The organism is Streptomyces sp. NPDC102441, assembly GCF_044765585.1.
Taxonomy (GTDB): Bacteria; Actinomycetota; Actinomycetes; order Streptomycetales; family Streptomycetaceae; genus Streptomyces.
The window spans coordinates 23,255-40,822 of record NZ_JBIWKH010000020.1; the positions used below are offsets into that span (position 1 = coordinate 23,255).

Genomic DNA, 17,568 nt, shown 5'->3' on the forward strand with positions numbered 1-17,568 from the left:
GTCCGTCAGCCCAGCTGTTCCTTCCACTCCGCCTGGGCGGCGTCGAGGTCCTCGGCGAACGTGTCCAGGAAGTCCTTGGCGCTCATCTTGCCGAGCAGCACCTTCTGGAAGCCCGATTCGCTGTCGGCCTTGGAGAGGGTGTTCCAGTCCGGCAGGTAGTACGGCAGCTGGACGATCCTGGTCCTGCCCGAGAACAGCGCCTCGGCGCCGAGCTGGGTGGTCTCGGACTTGTCGAGCCAGGGGTCCTCGGCGGCCTCCTTGTTGGCCGGGATCAGGCCGGCGGACTCGCTGAACTTGGAGTTCGAGGCGTGCGACGCGGCGAACTCGATGAACTTCCAGGCCGCCGCCTTGTTCTCGGACGACTTCAGCAGGCCGAGGCCCGAGACCGGGTTGGAGACCATCACCCGGGTTCCGTCGGCCAGTTCGGGCTGCGGAATGCCGCGGAACTTGTCGGCGCCGATCGAGCTCACATGGTCCTGGTAGGACCCCAGGTTGTGGTTGAGCATGGCGATGCTGCCGGAGTCGAACTGGGCGACCATCTTGGTGAAGTCGTTGTTGAGGTCGGCCTCCGGGGTGACCTTCTTGTACATGCCGGCGTACTTCTCCAGCGCAGCGACGTTCTTCGGGTCGTTGACCGTCGTCCTCTTCCCGGACTTGTCCCAGAAGGAGTCGATGCCGGACTGCCCGTACATCGCGTCCAGCGCCTGGGCGATCGAACCCGGGCCGCCGCGGATGGTGTAGCCGAACCGGTTCTTCTGCCGGTCCGTCAGCTCCGAGGCGGCCTTGTAGAAGTCGTCCCAGGTGTCCGGCTCACCCAGTCCGGCCTTCTTGAACAGGTCGGTGCGGTAGTACAGGACGCCGTTGGTCGCGGAGATGGGCACCGTGTACAGCTCGTCCCGGCCGGCGGCGCTCCGTACGTTCTCGGTCATCGCCTCGTTGAGCTTGCCCTTGAGGGAGCTCGCCTCGATCCGGTCGTCCAGCGGCTCCAGCGCGTCCTGCGCGGTGATCCCGGCGACCATCGCGGCACCGACGCCGCCGACGTCCGGCAGGCCGCCGCCCTGGATCGCGGTGTCGTACTTGGACTGGGCCTCGGTGGAGGCGATGCCCACGTACTGCACGTCGACGTCCGGGTTCGCCTTCTCGAAGTCGGCGATGATCTCCTTCCAGACCGCCGTACGGACACCGCCGTTCTCGTCCCAGAACACGATCTTCCCCTTGCCCGAGCCCTCGGCCCCCTTCGCACCGGTGATGCCGCTGCCGTCGTCACCGCACGCGGTGGCGGTGAGGGCAAGGGCGGAGACCAGGGATATCGCGGCGGCGAGACGGCTGTTACGGCGTTTGGTCATGATCGGCTCTCTTCTCTGGGTGCGCACCGGCAGCGAAATGGGCAGCGGGGGGCCGCAGCCTGAAGCCGTGCGGGGTGGGGGGACTCGGGGGAGCGCAGGCGGCGGTCCAGGGAACCGGAGGCCTTCAGCGTCTCCCTCGGTGCCGAGGACGGCAGGGGAGAGGGCTCGGGACTGGCTGCATACGGCGCTCGGCTCTCATATCGCGTCTCATATATGACATACGAAGGACGCGAAGAACGTAAGTCGGCCCACACCCACGGTCAATGCCCGTGCAGCAGAAACTTCCGCGTCTCAGGGCCTCACCCGCCCGTCAGGGAGACTTGCGTCATGCACTTCAGTTGCAGCATGCACATGATGTGTCCCATGCACTCACTCGTAAACTTACGATGAAGCCAGGACGCACAGCGGCACGACGACACACCGGCATCGCCCGGCAGGAAGCAGGAGGTGCCCGCGCATGAACAGGGCAACGCAAGAGGTCGAGTACGAGCAGATGCTGCTCAGCCGCCACGGCCTGCTGACCCAGAGAAAGGGACGCCGCAAGGACGGCCTCCTGGAGCGGAGCGCGTACGTCCTGCTCAGCCGCATCCGCGTCCAGGGCCCGATGTCCGTCGGCGAGCTCAGCGAAGCCTTCGACCTCGACGTCTCCACCCTCAACCGGCAGACCGCCGCGGTCATGCGCGCCGGCTTCGTGGAGCGCATCCCCGATCCCGACGGGGGCATGGCCCGCAAGTTCCGTATCACCGAGGAGGGCACGAGAACCCTCGACTCGGAACGCGAGGGCATGGTCAGTTCCCTGGAGCGCGTCATGGCCGACTGGCCCGACGAGGACATCTCCGCCTTCGCCGGCTACCTGCGGCGCTTCAACTCCGACATCGAACGCCTCGGCGGCCGCCCCTGGCCGCGCCCCTGAGCCACGCCGCGCAGCAGGAACCGCCCCTGGGGCGGGAGCCGGCGTGACACCGGCTCCCGCCCCACGAGCCGCACGCGCTACGCCCAGCGGCGCAGCGCCGCCCGGGCCGGCAGCGTCACCGCGAGCAGCGCCAGGCCGCCGGCGGCTGCCGCGAAGGAGATGTACACCAGCGGGGGCACGTACGGCGCGTCGCCGGTCACGCCGTTCATCATCGGGATCAGTGTGGCCGCGGCGATCCCGGATCCCAGGACCACACCCACCCCGGAGACCAGCAGGCCCTCCCAGCGGAGCATCTGCAGCACCTGGCTCCGGGTGGCGCCGACGAGTCGCAGTGTGCCGAGCTCGCGGCGGCGGTCGAGGACCGTCATGACCAGGGTGTTGATGGCGGCGACGGCGGCGAAGCCACCGAGGACCGCGGCCATCATGTTGTTGGACCAGGCGCCCAGTTTCGCGTCGAGGTTCTGCTCGGTGGCGTAACCGGAGGCGTCGGTGACCCGCCCCAGGGCCGCGAGCGACTTCTCTGTGCCGCCGTGGACCAGCAGCGTGCTGTCGAAGCCCGAGGTGACGTGCCCGGTCAGGGACGCCCGGTCCATGGTCACCGTGGCCAGGCCGAGACCGCGGCCGTAGACCGCGACGACCTCGGGGCGGGCCTCGGTGCCGTCCGGCAGGTAAAGCGGGAGCCGGTCGCCGACGCCGACGTCCGCCGAGGTCGCCAGGGTCTTGTCGATCGCGACACGGCCCTGGCCGATCCGGTCGAGGCTTCCCTCGCGTACGTCCAGGTCCTGGACCTTCGCGAGGTCGGCGCCGGAACCGGTGACACCCTGGGCCGCCGCGCCCTGCAGCGCCTTGAACTCGCCGGATCCGACCGGTATCAGCACCTGTGTGTTCAGCAGGCCGACGGCGGTGTCCACGCCAGGCGCGCGGGCCGCACGCTCCGCCGTGCCCACCGGGAGCCCGGCCGGGTCGGTGACCACATGGTCCGCGGTGATGCCGGCGCGCAGCTGCTTGTCCGCGGCGTGGTTCTCGCTGGTGTGCATGAAGACGAGCGTCGAGGCGAAGGCCATGGCGAGCACGATCGGGGTGATCGCGGAGGCCAGACGGCGGGCGTTGGTACGGGAGTTGGCGGCCGCGAGCCCGGCGGCGGGGCCCGCGCCGCGCAGCGGCAGGCCGAAGAGGCCCGCGCACAGTCGCGCCAGCAGCGGGCCGAGCAGCCCGACGGCGAGCATGAAGAGCATGACGACGCCGAGGGCGGCGCCGGCCGCGTCGTCCCCCGCGGAACTGGCGGAGACCCCGGTGAGGACCGCGCCGCCGATGAGGGCACCGATGCCCAGCACGGTACGGATGACGCCTGGCCGCAGCCGCTCCACCGACGCCTCCGCGAGCGCCTGTCCGGGCTTGATCCTCGCGGGCCGGCGTCCGGCCGCCCAGCCGGAGGCGAGCGCGGTGAGCAGCCCGGTTCCGACGGCGGCGAGGAGGGGGAATCCGGAGACGTGCACCTGCACCGCCTCGGGGATCGCGCCGCGGTCCCGCATCTGCCCGAACCACCAGTGCGCGAGCCCGATGCCGGGCAGGCAGCCGAGGATCCCGGCGAGCGGCGCGACGAGCAGTGCTTCGGAGGCGACCGCGCGGCGGATCTGCCGCGGGGTGGCGCCGACCGCGCGCAGCAGCGCGAACTCGCGGGTCCGCTGGGAGACGGACAGGGCGACGGTCCCGGCCGCGGTGAAGACCGCGACGATCGCGGCGATGCCTCCGAAGGAGCCGCCGATCCCGAAGAGCATGTCCTTGGCGTAACCGAGGCCCGGGTCCTCGACGGCACCACGGTCGTCGCCGACGTTCACCTGGGCGCCGGAGCCGGCCAGGGCCTTCTCCACGGACCCCGCGAGGGTGCCGGCATCGGTGCCGGGCTTCGCCAGCACCGCGATGGCGTCCACCTTGCCGGGGTGACCGGCGAGCGTGGGGGCCTGGGCGTCGGCGAACCAGGCAAGGGGGCCGGCGTTCCGGGCGGTGTCCGCGGGTCCTGCCTCGGCGATGCCCGCGACGCGGAAGTCCTGCTGCCCGGCAGCGGTCCCCAGCGCGACGGTGTCGCCGACGGTGACCTTGGCGGCCCGGGCGGCGTCGTCGTCGAGTACGACCTCGCCGGTACCGGGCGCGCCCCCGGAGGTGAGCTGGGCATCGGTGAAGACGTGCGAGCCCCAGCCGTGCGCGGTGAGCGGGCTGTCCCCGGCCCGTACCGGGAAAGCGAGGTCCGGGACGGCGGTGGCCGCGCCCGGCGCCCGGGCGGCCTTCGCCGCCAGACCGGCGTCCACCCGCGCCGTGTCCGGCAGCGGGACCGCTTCCTCCTCACGGTCCTCACCGCTGCCCGTGACGATGTACTCGTACTGGTCCGCCGCCGCGACGACCGGCGCGTTCGCGTAGCGCTCCGCCGGCACCGACGCGCGCAGGCTGGTCTCCAGCAGGATGCCGCAGGCCGTGACGATCAGCGCGGACATCATCAGCGCGACGAACGTCCCCGCGAAGGACGCGGGCTTGAAGCGGACGGCCGCGCGGGCGAGCCCGTTGGGGCGCATCATGCCGCCGCACCTGCCGTCGCGCCCGCGTGGGCGGTACGGGCGGTGAGCGCCGTCATCCGTGCCGCGATCTGCTCCGCCGAACCGCGCTCCAGGCTGCCGACGAAGGTGCCGTCGGCGAGGAACAGCACGCGGTCAGCCCACGCGGCGGCGGACGGGTCGTGGGTGACCATGACGACGGTGGCGCCGAGCTGGTCGACGGCCTGCCGGAGCAGGCCGAGGACCTCGGCGGCGGTGCCGGTGTCGAGGGCACCGGTGGGCTCGTCGGCGAACACCACATCGGGGCTGGTGACCAGCGCCCTGGCGACGGCCACCCGCTGCTGCTGGCCACCGGACAGCTCGCCGGGACGGCGGCGCGCCTTGTCGGCGAGACCGACCTGTGCGAGCACCTCGGCGGCCCGGCGGCGGTCCTGACGCAGACCGGCGAGGCGCACGGGCAGCGATACGTTCTGCTCCACGGTCAGCGACGGCAGCAGGTTGAAGGCCTGGAAGACGAAGCCGAGGCGGCTGCGGCGCAGCTCGGTGAGCTCGTTCTCGCTCATACCGGTGATCTCCGTACCGCCGAGGCACACCGACCCCGCCGACGGCCGGTCGAGCCCGGCGGCGCACTGCAGGAAGGTGGACTTCCCGGAACCGGACGGGCCCATGACCGCGGTGAACGTGCCGCGCGGAAGAGCGAGATCGATGCCCGCGAGCGCGTGCACCGACCCCGCGCCACGGCCGTACTGCCGCCGGACACCGCGCAGTTCGACGGCAAGACCTGGTGTGGCGGCCGGGGCCTCCGTCCGGTCGTCCGTCCTCTGTCGTTCGCGGCTGCGTAGCCTCATGTTCCGCCCTTTCGCGATCTGCTCGTCCTGATGCGTGGAGTGTGCGGGGACGGTTGCGCGCCGGGCGTCATACCGGGGGCCCGATGTGGAGGTGCTACCGCGGTAGGGGGTGACGCGCGACGGCGTCGCGGAGCCGGACCGGATCCTGCCGCTGTGCTTCACGGGACCGAGGCTCTCCGCTGCCACCGGTGCGTGCGCCGGCCGGCCCCGTCCGCATCGACCGCCGGCCCGGAATCCGCCGGATGAACGGCCTCTAGGGTGCAGCCATGCACAGAACCACTTCACCGGGCAGCATGACCCTCGTACAGCTGCGGGCCTTCGTGGAGGCCGGGCGGCTCGGGTCGTTCACCGCCGCCGCGCAGGCCATGGACATCGCCCAGGCGTCCGCCTCCGAACTGGTCCGGCGCCTGGAGACGGAACTCGACGCGGAACTGTTCCTCCGTGGCAGCCGCACACTGACCCTGACGTCTGCCGGGCAGGAGTTGCTTCCTTACGCCCAGGAGGCGGTGGAGGCGGCTGACAGCGGAGCCCGGGCCGTGCACTCGCTGGGTTCGCTGGGCGGCGGCACCGCCACGTTCGGGGTGCTGCGCAACGCCGACTACTACCTTCTCGCCAACCTCGTGCAGATGTTCCATGCCCGGTACCCGGCCGTCCGCGTCCGTCTCGTGGGACAGAACTCCGCCGAGACCGCGCTCGCCGTCGCGGCGGGGCAGATCGAGGCGGGCCTGGTCGTTCTGCCGATCGACGACGAGGGACTCGCGGTGACTCCGCTGATGCGCGACGAGGTGCACTACGTCAGCGCGAGCGCCGAGCGCACCCGCACCCCGGTCACGATCGAGGCGTTCTCCCGGGCTCCTCTTGTGCTGTACGACGCCCATTACGGGTGGAAGGACCCGACGCGCCGCCAGATCGCCGAGCGCGCCCAGCTCGCCGGGGTCCGCGTCGACGCCATGATCGAGCTCGAACGCGTCGAGGCCGCATTGAATCTGACGGCGGCCGGAGTCGGCGACACGATCGCCAGCCGGGCCGTGATCACCAGCCCCACCTTTCCCGCAGGACTGCACACCGCCCCGTTCGCCGAGCCCCTGTACGACACCATCGCGCTCGTCAGGCGTCATGGCCATCCGCTCTCCCGCGCCACCCGGGAACTCGCCCGCCTCGCCGAGGACACCATCCGCGAGCTGGGACACGGCTTGATGACCTGAGGCGCTGAGCGGACGGAAACTGTGCCCACGCCACAGGGAAACCCTGTGAGGTATGCAGGAACTACCCCTCTAGCCCTGTGGCAGCGCCGCGTCTACCGTCCGGGGTATGCAGATCACGCACGACGAACAGAAGACCCTTGCCCCCTTCACGTGGCTGAAGAAGCCCGCGGTCGACGGCCCTCCCGCCCAGCGCGACCCCAAGGTGGTCGAGCGTGTCTCCCAGATGCTCAAGGAGATCGAGACGAAGGGCCTGGACGCTGTCCGCGCCTACGGTCAGGAGCTCGACGGCTGGTCCGGCGACCTGGAGATCGGGGCAGCCGAGCTGAAGAAGTCGGGGGACGCCCTGCCCGCCGACGTCCGCACCGCCCTGGAAATGGGTTACGAACGCACGTACCGCTTCGCCTCCGCCCAGCGCGACCACCTGACCGACTTCGAGATCGAGATCGCCCCCGGAGTGGCGGGCGGCCAGCGCTACGTGCCGGTGTCCCGGGTCGGCGCCTATCTCCCGGCGGGCCGGTTCCCGCTGCTGGCCAGTGCCTTCATGACCGTAGGCGTGGCCAAGACGGCCGGTGTCCCCACCGTGGTGGCGTGCACTCCCCCGTCCGGCGAGCACGGCGCCCACCCGGCCGTGCTCTACGGCGCCTACCTGTCGCGGGCCGACCGGGTCTTCGCCGTCGGCGGCGTACAGGCACTCGGCGCGATGGCCTTCGGTCTGCTGGGCGAGGCCCCGGTCGACATGCTGGTCGGCGCCGGCAACGCCTTCGTCACCGAGGCGAAGCGCCAGCTCTTCGGCCAGGTGGGCATCGACCTGCTGGCCGGCCCGTCCGAGGTGGCCGTCATCGCCGACGACTCCGCCGACCCGGTCTGGGTCGCCGCGGATCTCCTGGGCCAGGCCGAGCACGGCCCCAACTCTCCTGCCGCTCTCATCACCACCTCCGAGAAGACGGGGCGCGCCGTCGCCGCCGAGATCGACCGGCAGCTCGAGACGCTCGCCACCCGTGACATCGCCGGGCCCGCCTGGCGGGACTTCGGCTCCGTGATCGTCGTACGCGACCGGGACGAGGCCGTCGCCGTGTCCGACATCCTCGGCCCCGAGCACCTGGAGATCCAGACCGAGGACGACGACTTCTACCTGCGGAACCTCACCAACTACGGTTCGCTCTTCATCGGCCCGTGGTCCACCGTCGCCTACTCCGACAAGGGCATCGCCGGCACGAACCACGTACTGCCGACCGGCAAGACCGCCCGCTACAACGCGGGGCTGTCGGTCTCCCGCTTCCTCAAGCCCCTGACGTACCAGAGGACGGTCAAGGAGGGCACGGCTTCGCTGGCGCCCGCTGTCGAGCGCATCTCCGCCTTCGAGGGACTGGCAGCCCATGGTGCGACCGCCACGCTCCGCATCGACCGGATCGGCCGTACGTCCGGTGCCTTCGACGCCGTCCCCGAGGCGCTCCGCGAACAGCTCTGACCCCGCCCTCTCCTGCCTCCGGCTCCGCGCCTGCCTCGGCCTCGGCCCTCGGCCTCTGTCCCGAGGCAGGGGGCGAGGCGGCCCGGGACACCGAACGACTGCGCCCGCGTCCCGGGCCGCCGGTAGCGTCGCCCGCCAGAGACGGGTGAGTGCCGTCCTGCAGCAGGAGCACCCGTGCTCCCACTCCCGCGAGGATTCTCCCCATGCACCGTTCCCCGCCCGCCCCCGCCCCGTCGGACGCGCCCGCCCCCGCCCCGTCGGACGGGACAGGCCCCGCGCTCACCCAAGGGCTCAAGGGACGCCAGATCACGATGATCTCCATCGGAGGTGTGATCGGGGCAGGCCTCTTCGTCGGCTCCTCCACCGCCGTGGCGGCCGCCGGACCGGCTGTTCTGATCTCCTTCCTGCTGGCCGCCACCCTGGTGGTGCTCGTCATGCAGATGCTCGGGGAAATGGCCGTCGCCCATCCCGACACGGGCTCCTTCTCGACCTACGCGGACCGCGCCCTGGGCCGCTGGGCCGGCTTCTCCATCGGGTGGCTGTACTGGTGGTTCTACATCCTCGTCATTCCCATCGAGGCGATCGCCGCGGGCGAGGTCATCGCGGGGCTGACCTCGGTTCCCAGCTGGATCCCGGCCCTCGCCATGATCGCCCTGCTGGCGGGCAGCAACCTCCTCGCCGTACGCAACTACGGGGAGTTCGAGTACTGGTTCGCGCTTCTGAAGGTCATCGCGATCGTGGCCTTCCTCGTTCTCGGCGGGCTCGCCGTCTTCGGCCTGCTGCCTGGTTCGGACGCCCATGGGGTGTCGAACCTGTGGAGCAACGGCGGGTTCGCGCCCAAGGGCGGGGTCGCCGTGCTCGCCGGCCTGCTCACGGCGATGTTCAGTTTCCAGGGCAGCGAGATCGTCACGATCGCCGCCGCCGAGTCGGAGGAGCCGAAGAAGAACATCAAGAAGGCCGTCCGTGCCGTCGTATGGCGCCTCGGGCTGTTCTACGTCGGCTCGATCTTCGTCGTGGTCAGCCTCGTGCCCTGGAACTCCCAAGGACTGGCAGCCGGCTCCTACCAGGCGGTCCTCGACCGTATGAACATCCCGGGTGCCGGACTCATCATGGACGTGGTCCTCGTCGTCGCCGTGAGCAGCTGCCTCAACTCGGCCATCTACACCGCCTCCCGCATGGCGTTCTCGCTCGCCCGACGCAAGGACGCACCGGCCGCTCTCGCCGTGACCTCCGCTTCCGGGGTGCCCCGCAACGCGGTGGTCGCCTCGACGGTCATCGGAGTCGCCGCGGTGATCGCCAACTACCTGCTGCCGAGCGTGTTCACGTACCTCATCGCCTCCAGCGGCGCGATCGCCCTGATGATGTACATGGTCATCGCCATCACGCAGTACGCCACCCGGCGCAAGGAGACGGAGCCGGGCGAGGTGCGCATGTGGGCGTTCCCCTACCTCACGCTCGCCACGATCGCCTTCATCGCCGGCGTGCTTGTACTCATGGCGGTGCTGCCAGGACACCGCCTCGAACTGTGGCTGTCCCTCGCCCTGGCCGCGGTCCTCGTCGGTGTCGGCGCCCTCCGGCAGAGGCGGCACGGCGACCGGCCCGGAACCGGCCGGACCACGTCCGCCGCCGGGCAGTCCCCTCGCGCGGACTCGTCCCCGCGGTGACCGGTCAGGGGAGGCGGGCGTGGGTGGCGCGGGGTACGAATTCGGTCGGCTGGACGAGGCGTTCGCCCGCGGGGTCCGCGTCGCCGTCGATACGCCGCACCAGCAGGCGTGCGGCCTGCCGCGACAGTTCCCGCAGGTCGTGGCGGACCGTGGACAGCCGGAACACCTCCCACGCGGCCATGGGAAGGTCGTCGAAGCCGATCACCGTCAGGTCCTCGGGGACCCGGAGCCCGGCGGCGAGAGCCGCGTTCAGGACGCCGATGGCGACCACGTCGTTGCCGCAGAAGACCGCCGTGGGCGTCTCGGCCGCTTCGAGCAGGGCGGGCAGCGCCCGGTATCCCGTGTCGTACTCGAAGGCGCCGCGCACCACACGGTCCGCCGGGAGCCCCACACCCGCGTCGGCCAGGGCCAGCCGGAACCCCATCTCACGTTCACGGCCGGTCGTCGTGTTGGCCGCACCGAAGATGCCCGCGATCCGCCGGTGCCCGAGCTCGACGAGTACGTCGGCGACCAGGCGTCCACCACCCTCGTTGTCGACGACGGAGGCGTAGTCCCCGCTGCCGCCGCTGTCGCGGTTGAGGAAGACGTACGGCATGCCACGTCGGTCGAGCTGAGCCGGCAGCCGGGAGTCCGTGGTGGCGGTCGCCAGCACCACGCCGTCCAGCGACTGGTCCAGGAGCTTCTCCTCGGCCACCGCCTCCTCGGAGCGTTCGGTGAGCAGCATCATGCGGTAGCCGAGACGTTGGAGCTCGTCGTGCAGGGGCGCGATGACGTGGGGATAGAAGGGGTTCGTCAGGTCGGTCACGATGACCCCGACACGCCGGGTGGACCGGGTCGACAGGGTGCGTCCCGCCTCGCTGGGCACGTAGGCCAGCGCCTCCGCCGCCCGCCTGACCTTTTCACGGGTGGCCACGGAGACCCGCGGATCGTCGCGCAGCGCGCGGGAGACCGTGGGCTGCGAGACGCCTGCCAGCCTCGCCACGTCGTGACTCGTGATCGCCATCAGCCCTCTTCCCGTCAACCGGCGCGTCGTCCCGATCAGTATACGTATGTAGCTATAACCCGTGTGGCGCTCCACGGAAGCGCACCGGGAACCCCCATGCAGTGCACGTAAACAGGACCGCCCTTGTGTGACCCCTTGACATCGCCCGGCGAAAGCCCTGTCATGGAAATACATACGTATTCCAAGCGTATTTCGAACCAAGGGAGCAGTCATGCCCGATGTCGTCGTGTCCACCGCCGAGCTGGGGCGCCGCACGGTCCGCCGCAGTGACTTCGTCTCCTGCAACCAGGCCTTCATCGACTGCCGGACGCCGGGCTCCGACCGGAAGGAGAACTACGCCATGATCGGGCCCGGCGTCTCGCAGGCCGCCGGCCAGCACGTCAACCTCCGGCTGCCGCACGGATACAACATCGGTGCGGCCGCCATGCCGCACGGCGTCGTCAACAACCTCCACCTCCACTACACGGCCGAGGTGTTCGTCTGCACCGAGGGCGAATACCTCCTGCGCTGGGGCGCGGACGGCTCCGAGGGGGAGCACCTGCTCAAGGCAGGGGACATCGCGTCCATCCCCACCTGGATCTTCCGCGGCTTCACCAACACCGGTCCCGACGACGGCTGGATGTTCACCGTGCTCGGTATGGACCACACCGGTGGCATCATCTGGGGCCCCTCTGTCCTGCGCGAGGCCGAGGGACACGGCCTGTACCTCACCGCCGACAACGAACTGATCGACACGGTCGCCGGTGACGGGGTACCGCCCGGGACCGAGCTGACCGAGCCGATGGCCCAGGAGCACATCGACCGGCTGCGCCACTACAGCGCCGAGGAGATGAAGCGGCGCGTCGCGGCGGCGGACGAGCTGGTGTGGTCGGAGCGGCCCTTCCTCGACAGCACGCTGCCGGGCGGAGGAGCACGGCTGAGCTGCGTCATCGGGTACGGCATGACCGAGGACCTGCACCAGGAGCCCCGGATCTTCAACCCGCACGGACACAACGTCGCCTGGCTGCGGGCCGACCCCGGGCAGGGCGTCTCCTTCCACCGGCAGCACGAGACGCAGACGCTGATCGTCAAGGACGGCCTGTGGGAGGTCACGCTCAACCGCACCGATCCCGTGTCGGTGCGCCTGGGACCGCGCGACATGCTCTCCGTGCCGCAGGGCGCCTGGCGCGCCGTGCGCAACGTCGGCGACGGGCAGGGCGACCTGATGGTCGTCAACTCCGGTGACGGCCGGGTCCGCCTGGAGTGGGACGAGGAGGTCGCCAAGAGCGCCGCCGACGCGGGGCTCGGCATCGACCACAACGGCTACGTCGCGCCGTACGCCCTGCTGCCCCGCTCCGCGCGCCGCTGGTGACCGCCGTGCCCGGCGACGGACCCGCGAGCCCGCCGCCCCTGGTGGTGGTCCCCGGGATGCTGTGCGACGCGGGCCTCTGGTCCGAGGTGGTGTTCCCCGAGGGCCATCCGGTCCGGCATGTCGAGCTGACGAAGCCGGACATCGGGGCCATGGCGGAGGACCTGCTGTCCTCGGTGCGCGGCCCGTTCGTCGCGGTCGGCCTCAGCCTCGGGGCCATCGTCGCCTTCGAGGCGCTGCGCCGGGCCCCGGAACGGTTCCGCGGCCTGTGCGTCATGTCGACGAACGCGGGCGCGCCCCGGCCCGAGCAGTACGCCGCCTGGCGCGCGATGGACGGACTGATCGCCGACGGCCGGTTCGCGGACGCCGTCGAACAGACGCTGCCGGGCATGTTCCCCACGCCACGGCCACCGGACGCGTCCGCCGAGCGCTACCGGCGCATGGCGTACGCCGTGGGCCCCGAAGCGGCCCGCGCCCAGCTCGCCGCGCAGGCGACCCGTCACGACGCGGCCGGTGCGCTGCGCACCGCGCGGTGTCCGGCGGTGGTCCTGTCCGGGGCGCGGGACGCGTTGTGCCCGCCTGAGTTCCACCGGGTCATCGCGCGGGCCGTGCCGGGCGCGGAACTGCGCGAGGTACCCGGGGCCGGCCACCTGCTGCCGTGGCAGAGCCCGGCCGTCGTCTCCTCGGCGCTGCGGGACCTGCTGGCCCGGGTACGGGCAGCGCAACCGCCGGCACCGTCCGCTCGTCCCGCGCCCCCGGCCGCTTGAACCACCCGGGCGGACGCTCTCAGCTCTCCTCCCCGCTCCCCGCTCTCATATCTCCGCATCCGCACGCACCCCGAAGAAGGTCGTCATGCCTCGTTTCCTCAAATCCCCCGTGCCCGCCGGTCAGGTGCGCGCCGCCCGCGCGGATGTCGCCGAGCGCGTCCACGCGATCCTCGACGACATCCGCGAACGGGGTGACGAAGCGGTCCGCCAGTACTCCGAGAAGTTCGACAACTGGAGCCCGGAGTCCTTCCGTCTGAGCCCGGAGAGGATCGACAAGATCATCGCCGGTGTGCCGGAGACGGTCCTGGAGGACATCCGCTTCGTCCAGCGCCAGGTACGCACCTTCGCCCAGGCGCAGCGCGACTCGCTGCACGACGTCGAGATCGAGACCCTGCCCGGAGTCCACCTCGGGCACCGGCACGTCCCCGTGGCCGGAGCCGGTGCCTACGTGCCCGGCGGCCGTTACCCCCTGACCGCGTCGGCGCACATGACGATCGTGACCGCGAAGGTGGCCGGGGTGGAGAGGGTCGCCGCCTGCACCCCGCCGATCCGGGGCGAGATTCCCGCCGCGACGGTCGCGGCGATGCATCTGGCGGGTGCTGACGAGATCTACCTGCTGGGCGGGGTCCAGGCCGTGGCGGCGCTCGCCATCGGCACCGAGACGGTCGGCCGGGTGCCGCTGATCGCGGGACCCGGCAACGCGTACGTGGCGGAGGCCAAGCGCCAGCTCTTCGGCGAGGTCGGCATCGACCTGTTCGCGGGGCCGACGGAGATCCTGGTGATCGCCGACGAGCACGCCGACCCGTTCGTGGTGGCCGTCGATCTCCTCTCGCAGGCCGAGCACGGCCCGGACTCCCCCGCCGTGCTCGTCACCACGTCCGAGGAGCTCGGCCGGGAGGTCGAGCGCCACATCGAACGCCTGCTGCCCGGCATGCCGACGAAGGACTTCGCCGGACCGGCCTGGCGCGACCACGGCGAGATCGTCGTGGCCGGCTCCCTGGACGAGGCCTTCCGGATCGCGGACTCCTACGCCAGTGAGCACGTGGAGGTCCTGACGGAGAACCCGCGTCAGGCGCTGGACCGGATGACCGACTACGGCGCCCTCTTCCTCGGGGAAGGCACCTGCGTCTCGTACGGGGACAAGGTCATCGGCACCAACCACGTGCTGCCCACCCGGGGGGCCGCGCGGTACACCGGAGGCCTGTGGGTGGGGAAGTACCTGAAGACGGTGACCTACCAGGAGGTCACGGACACCGCGTCGTCGGCGCTGCTCGGCGAGGTGTGCGGGCGGGCTGCGCGCGTCGAGCTGTTCGAGGGGCACGCCCGCTCCGGTGACGTGCGGGCCGCCAAGTACGGCAACGGCACGCTGCCGTGGAACGAGGAGGCGGGCGCATGAGCGACGGCGCACAGCCTCTGACCGGGCGCACCGCCCTGATCAGCGGAGGCGGCAGTGGTCTCGGTGCGGCCGTCGCACGCTCGCTGGTGTCCGACGGTGCCCGTGTGGTGATCACCGGCCGCAGCGAACACACCCTGAAGGAGACGGCCTCGCGTCTGGGCCCGGACGTCGTCCACCGGGTCTGCGACGTGTCCCGGCCGGACGACGTCGAGAGGCTCGCGGAGAGCCTGGCGGACGAGGAGATCTCGGTACTGGTCAACAACGCCGGGATCGCGGGGCCGGTGGCTCCGCTGACCGAGATCTCGGCGCGGGACTGGGACGAGGTCTTCGACGTGAACGTGCGTGGGGTGTTCCTGATGTGCCGGGCCTTCCTCCCCGCCATGACCGCGCGTGGCGCCGGGGACGTCGTGAACATCGCCTCGGTGTCGGGGAAGCGTCCCCTGCTCCGGCGCACGCCCTACTGCGCCTCGAAGATGGCGGTCATCGGCCTGACCGCGACCCTGGCGGGCGAGGTGGGCCCGCTGGGGGTCACGGTGAACTCCCTGTCCCCCGGGCCCGTATCGGGGCCCCGGATGGAGCGGAACTTCCGCCTGGAGGCGGAGCGCACCGGCAGCAGCTACGCCGAGGCCGAGGAGGCGTTCGTATCCCGCTCGGCCCTCGGGCGGATGGTGAGCGAGGAGGAGGTCGGCGCCGCGGTGAGTGCGATGCTGCGGATGCCCGGCCTGTGCGGTGCGGACATCGACCTCTCCGCGGGGATGGTGGCGCGGTGACCGCGGTGCACGCGGGCCGCCGCTCCCTCAAGGCGCGGCTCGCGGCCGGTGAGACGCTGTACGGCGCCCTGCTGCGGCTGCCCTCGGAGACCCTGGTGGAGATGGCGGGGGTCGCCGGCCTCGACTACGTGGTCATCGACTGCGAGCACGGGCCGGCCGACATGGCCCTGCTCCAGCACCATCTGACGGCTGCGGCGGCGCACGGCCTCGATGTCCTCGTCCGCGTGGGTACGTCCGAACCGGCCCTCGCCCTGCGGTGTCTGGACCTGGGCGCCGCGGGTCTCATCCATCCGCATGTCGACTCCGCGCAGGACGCGCGACGCGCCGTGGCCTCGGTCCACTACCCGCCGCTGGGGACGCGGGGATTCGCCACGTACAGCAGGGCGGGCCGCTTCGGGACGGTCTCGGCGGCCGATCACCTGGCCGCCTCGCGGGACACCCTGGTGGTGGCGATGATCGAGACGGAGCGGGCCTGTGCCGCCGCCGGGGACATCGCGGGCACGCGGGGTGTGGACGCGGTCCTGGTGGGCCCGGCCGACCTGGCGGCGGACTGCGCCTTTCCCGGCCAGGACGTGATCGACGGTCTGGTCGCCACGGCCCATCGGGCCACCCGTGAGGCGGGCCCGGTGGTCATGACGATCGTCCCGGGTGCCGAGGCCGCCAGGGCGGCCGAGCGGGCGGGGGCACGACTGGTGCTCTACAACATGGCCCAGGTCCTGATGGACACCTTCCGGTCCCTGCCGGGGGCCGGAGCCTCCGACGGGGCCGGCAGGCCCTCGTGAGAGCGCGTCCGCGACACCTCTTGACGGCCTCCGTCGGGCTCCTTAGTGTTCGGCAGACATTCATACGTATGCACAACCAGTCCACTGCGCGATCGGAGACGTCATGTCCGCTGTAGCGCCGCCCACCGCCGCCACCGGTACCCCAGGGGTCGACGCGGAGAAGCGGAGGGCGATACGCCGAGCCATCGGCGCGGGAAGCATCGGTAACTTCGTCGAACAGTTCGACTACGGCCTCTACGGCTACATGGCGCCGGTCCTGGCCCCCGCCTTCTTCCCGGACAGCGATCCGACGGTGGCGGTACTGAGCACGTACGCGATCATCGCCATCGCCTGCCTGTTCCGTCCCCTGGGCGGGACGCTCGTCGGCCGCTGGGGCGACCGGGTGGGCCGCAAGAAGACCCTGCTGTGGACCATCGCGTTCATGGGCGTGACCACCGCCCTGATCGGCGCCCTGCCGACCTATCACCAGATAGGGATCCTCGCGCCCCTGCTCCTCCTGCTGCTGCGCGTCGTCCAGGGCATGATCTCGGGCGGGGAGTACGTAGGGGCCGTGGCCTTCATCGTGGAGTGGGCGGAACCCGACCGGCGGGCCTACTACGCCTCGTACGCCTCCAACAGCTGTTTCGTCGGACTCCTCGCCGGGGCCGGCACCGCCGCGCTCACCAGCTGGGTGTTCGACGGGCCCACGCTGGGCTCCTGGGGCTGGCGCATCCCGTTCCTGCTCGCACTCCCGCTCAGCGCGGTCGGGATCTGGCTGCGGAGGCACATCTCGGAGTCACCCGAGTTCATGCGGGCCACGGACGGTGGCAAGGAGGTCGTCAAGTCACCGATCCGGGAAGCCCTGCGCACGCAGCGGCGTCCGATACTCGTGCTCTGCGGCGTCTCCGTCATGCTCGCGATCCTGTCCTACAGCTGGGTCACGTTCTATCCCGAGTACCTGACCGGCACACTGGGACTGCCCCGCTGGATGGCACTGACGTCCAACGCGATCTCGGTTGCCGTACTCATCCCGCTGCTGCCCCTTGCGGGCATCCTCTCGGACCGGATCGGGCGTAAACCCATGCTGGTCACCGGCGCCGTCGCCTGCATCGTCCTGGTGCCGCTGGCCTTCCGGGTCGGCGAGGGCGGCACCTTCGGCACGGCGATCGCGAGCCAGCTGATCTACATCATCCCCGAGTTCTTCCTGACCGGCATCGTCACGGTCTGCACGGCGGAACTCTTCGCCACGCGTACGCGGTTCAGCGCGAGCGCCATCGCGTACAACAGCTCGTTCTCCATCTTCCAGGGGATCACCCCGTTCGTGGCGACGCTGCTCGTCAGCAGCTTCGACACGATCTATGCCGTGTGGGTCTACCTCGCGGCAGCCGCGGTCATGGCGCTCGTCGTCGTGAGTACCTTCATGACGGAGACGTACCGGAGTCATCTGGGAGCGGACAAGTTCGCCCAGTGACCAGCATGGGGGCCACAGCACCGGCACCGCGCACACCCCCGGCACGCAGGGCCACGACCCTG

14 protein-coding genes are annotated in these 17,568 nt (G+C 71.1%); 10 read left to right on the forward strand and 4 right to left on the reverse strand.

Annotation, left to right across the window (positions count from 1 at the left end; all coding sequences use genetic code 11):
• Nucleotides 1-5: 5 nt before the first annotated feature.
• Nucleotides 6-1,346, reverse strand: a complete 1,341-nt coding sequence (locus ACIREO_RS34430; protein ID WP_404117561.1) for an ABC transporter substrate-binding protein — start codon at nt 1,344-1,346, stop codon at nt 6-8.
• A 457-nt stretch (nt 1,347-1,803) separates the two neighbouring features.
• On the opposite strand from ACIREO_RS34430, the gene ACIREO_RS34435 reads away from it, so the two are divergent.
• Nucleotides 1,804-2,259 carry a MarR family winged helix-turn-helix transcriptional regulator gene (locus ACIREO_RS34435; RefSeq protein WP_404117564.1) on the forward strand — a complete coding sequence of 152 codons (456 nt, stop codon included), beginning with the start codon at nt 1,804-1,806 and terminating at the stop codon, nt 2,257-2,259.
• A 77-nt stretch (nt 2,260-2,336) separates the two neighbouring features.
• Here ACIREO_RS34435 and ACIREO_RS34440 read toward each other — a convergent pair whose 3' ends face one another.
• Both ACIREO_RS34440 and ACIREO_RS34445 read right to left on the reverse strand, forming a co-directional pair.
• Nucleotides 2,337-4,829, reverse strand: coding sequence for an ABC transporter permease (locus ACIREO_RS34440; protein WP_404117567.1), 2,493 nt, complete (start codon nt 4,827-4,829; stop codon nt 2,337-2,339).
• The gene (locus ACIREO_RS34445) at nt 4,826-5,653 is read right to left on the reverse strand and encodes an ABC transporter ATP-binding protein (RefSeq protein WP_404117569.1); all 828 of its coding nucleotides are present in this window, start codon (nt 5,651-5,653) and stop codon (nt 4,826-4,828) included. The genes ACIREO_RS34440 and ACIREO_RS34445 overlap by 4 nt, the downstream gene beginning before the upstream one ends.
• Before the next feature lie 266 nt (nt 5,654-5,919).
• Here ACIREO_RS34445 and ACIREO_RS34450 point away from each other — a divergent pair, with 266 nt between their 5' ends.
• From ACIREO_RS34450 to ACIREO_RS34460, 3 genes are all read left to right on the forward strand, one after another.
• Nucleotides 5,920-6,858, forward strand: a complete 939-nt coding sequence (locus tag ACIREO_RS34450; RefSeq protein ID WP_404117571.1) for a LysR family transcriptional regulator — start codon at nt 5,920-5,922, stop codon at nt 6,856-6,858.
• Nucleotides 6,859-6,964: 106 nt separating this feature from the next.
• Entirely contained in the window at nt 6,965-8,326 is a 1,362-nt protein-coding gene (gene hisD, locus ACIREO_RS34455) for a histidinol dehydrogenase (RefSeq protein WP_404117574.1), read from the forward strand.
• A 203-nt stretch (nt 8,327-8,529) separates the two neighbouring features.
• The gene (locus ACIREO_RS34460; RefSeq protein WP_404117576.1) at nt 8,530-9,990 is read left to right on the forward strand and encodes an amino acid permease; all 1,461 of its coding nucleotides are present in this window, start codon (nt 8,530-8,532) and stop codon (nt 9,988-9,990) included.
• A gap of 4 nt (nt 9,991-9,994) precedes the next feature.
• Here ACIREO_RS34460 and ACIREO_RS34465 read toward each other — a convergent pair whose 3' ends face one another.
• Nucleotides 9,995-10,993, reverse strand: coding sequence for a LacI family DNA-binding transcriptional regulator (locus tag ACIREO_RS34465; protein ID WP_404117579.1), 999 nt, complete (start codon nt 10,991-10,993; stop codon nt 9,995-9,997).
• A gap of 211 nt (nt 10,994-11,204) precedes the next feature.
• On the opposite strand from ACIREO_RS34465, the gene ACIREO_RS34470 reads away from it, so the two are divergent.
• From ACIREO_RS34470 to ACIREO_RS34495, 6 genes are all read left to right on the forward strand, one after another.
• A complete protein-coding gene (locus ACIREO_RS34470) occupies nt 11,205-12,344 on the forward strand; it encodes a cupin domain-containing protein (protein WP_404117582.1) in 1,140 nt (379 codons plus the stop codon).
• Between the two features lie 5 nt (nt 12,345-12,349).
• A complete protein-coding gene (locus ACIREO_RS34475; protein ID WP_404117585.1) occupies nt 12,350-13,108 on the forward strand; it encodes an alpha/beta fold hydrolase in 759 nt (252 codons plus the stop codon).
• A gap of 85 nt (nt 13,109-13,193) precedes the next feature.
• Nucleotides 13,194-14,504, forward strand: a complete 1,311-nt coding sequence (gene hisD / locus ACIREO_RS34480; RefSeq protein WP_404117587.1) for a histidinol dehydrogenase — start codon at nt 13,194-13,196, stop codon at nt 14,502-14,504.
• Entirely contained in the window at nt 14,501-15,274 is a 774-nt protein-coding gene (locus tag ACIREO_RS34485; RefSeq protein WP_404117589.1) for an SDR family NAD(P)-dependent oxidoreductase, read from the forward strand. The genes hisD (ACIREO_RS34480) and ACIREO_RS34485 overlap by 4 nt, the downstream gene beginning before the upstream one ends.
• Nucleotides 15,271-16,056, forward strand: a complete 786-nt coding sequence (locus tag ACIREO_RS34490) for an HpcH/HpaI aldolase/citrate lyase family protein (protein WP_404117592.1) — start codon at nt 15,271-15,273, stop codon at nt 16,054-16,056. The genes ACIREO_RS34485 and ACIREO_RS34490 overlap by 4 nt, the downstream gene beginning before the upstream one ends.
• Before the next feature lie 103 nt (nt 16,057-16,159).
• On the forward strand, nt 16,160-17,506 hold the full coding sequence (locus ACIREO_RS34495; protein ID WP_404117594.1) for an MFS transporter: 1,347 nt from the start codon (nt 16,160-16,162) through the stop codon (nt 17,504-17,506).
• The last annotated feature ends 62 nt before the right edge of the window (nt 17,507-17,568 follow it).

What these genes read in the sequence shown, in the direction of transcription:
- ACIREO_RS34430 (WP_404117561.1), bottom strand. Translation starts at nt 1,346, where the DNA reads ATGACCAAACGCCGTAACAGCCGTCTCGCCGCCGCGATATCCCTGGTC.
- ACIREO_RS34435 (WP_404117564.1), top strand. Translation starts at nt 1,804, where the DNA reads ATGAACAGGGCAACGCAAGAGGTCGAGTACGAGCAGATGCTGCTCAGC.
- ACIREO_RS34440 (WP_404117567.1), bottom strand. Translation starts at nt 4,829, where the DNA reads ATGATGCGCCCCAACGGGCTCGCCCGCGCGGCCGTCCGCTTCAAGCCC.
- ACIREO_RS34445 (WP_404117569.1), bottom strand. Translation starts at nt 5,653, where the DNA reads ATGAGGCTACGCAGCCGCGAACGACAGAGGACGGACGACCGGACGGAG.
- ACIREO_RS34450 (WP_404117571.1), top strand. Translation starts at nt 5,920, where the DNA reads ATGCACAGAACCACTTCACCGGGCAGCATGACCCTCGTACAGCTGCGG.
- hisD (WP_404117574.1), top strand. Translation starts at nt 6,965, where the DNA reads ATGCAGATCACGCACGACGAACAGAAGACCCTTGCCCCCTTCACGTGG.
- ACIREO_RS34460 (WP_404117576.1), top strand. Translation starts at nt 8,530, where the DNA reads ATGCACCGTTCCCCGCCCGCCCCCGCCCCGTCGGACGCGCCCGCCCCC.
- ACIREO_RS34465 (WP_404117579.1), bottom strand. Translation starts at nt 10,993, where the DNA reads ATGGCGATCACGAGTCACGACGTGGCGAGGCTGGCAGGCGTCTCGCAG.
- ACIREO_RS34470 (WP_404117582.1), top strand. Translation starts at nt 11,205, where the DNA reads ATGCCCGATGTCGTCGTGTCCACCGCCGAGCTGGGGCGCCGCACGGTC.
- hisD (WP_404117587.1), top strand. Translation starts at nt 13,194, where the DNA reads ATGCCTCGTTTCCTCAAATCCCCCGTGCCCGCCGGTCAGGTGCGCGCC.
- ACIREO_RS34485 (WP_404117589.1), top strand. Translation starts at nt 14,501, where the DNA reads ATGAGCGACGGCGCACAGCCTCTGACCGGGCGCACCGCCCTGATCAGC.
- ACIREO_RS34495 (WP_404117594.1), top strand. Translation starts at nt 16,160, where the DNA reads ATGTCCGCTGTAGCGCCGCCCACCGCCGCCACCGGTACCCCAGGGGTC.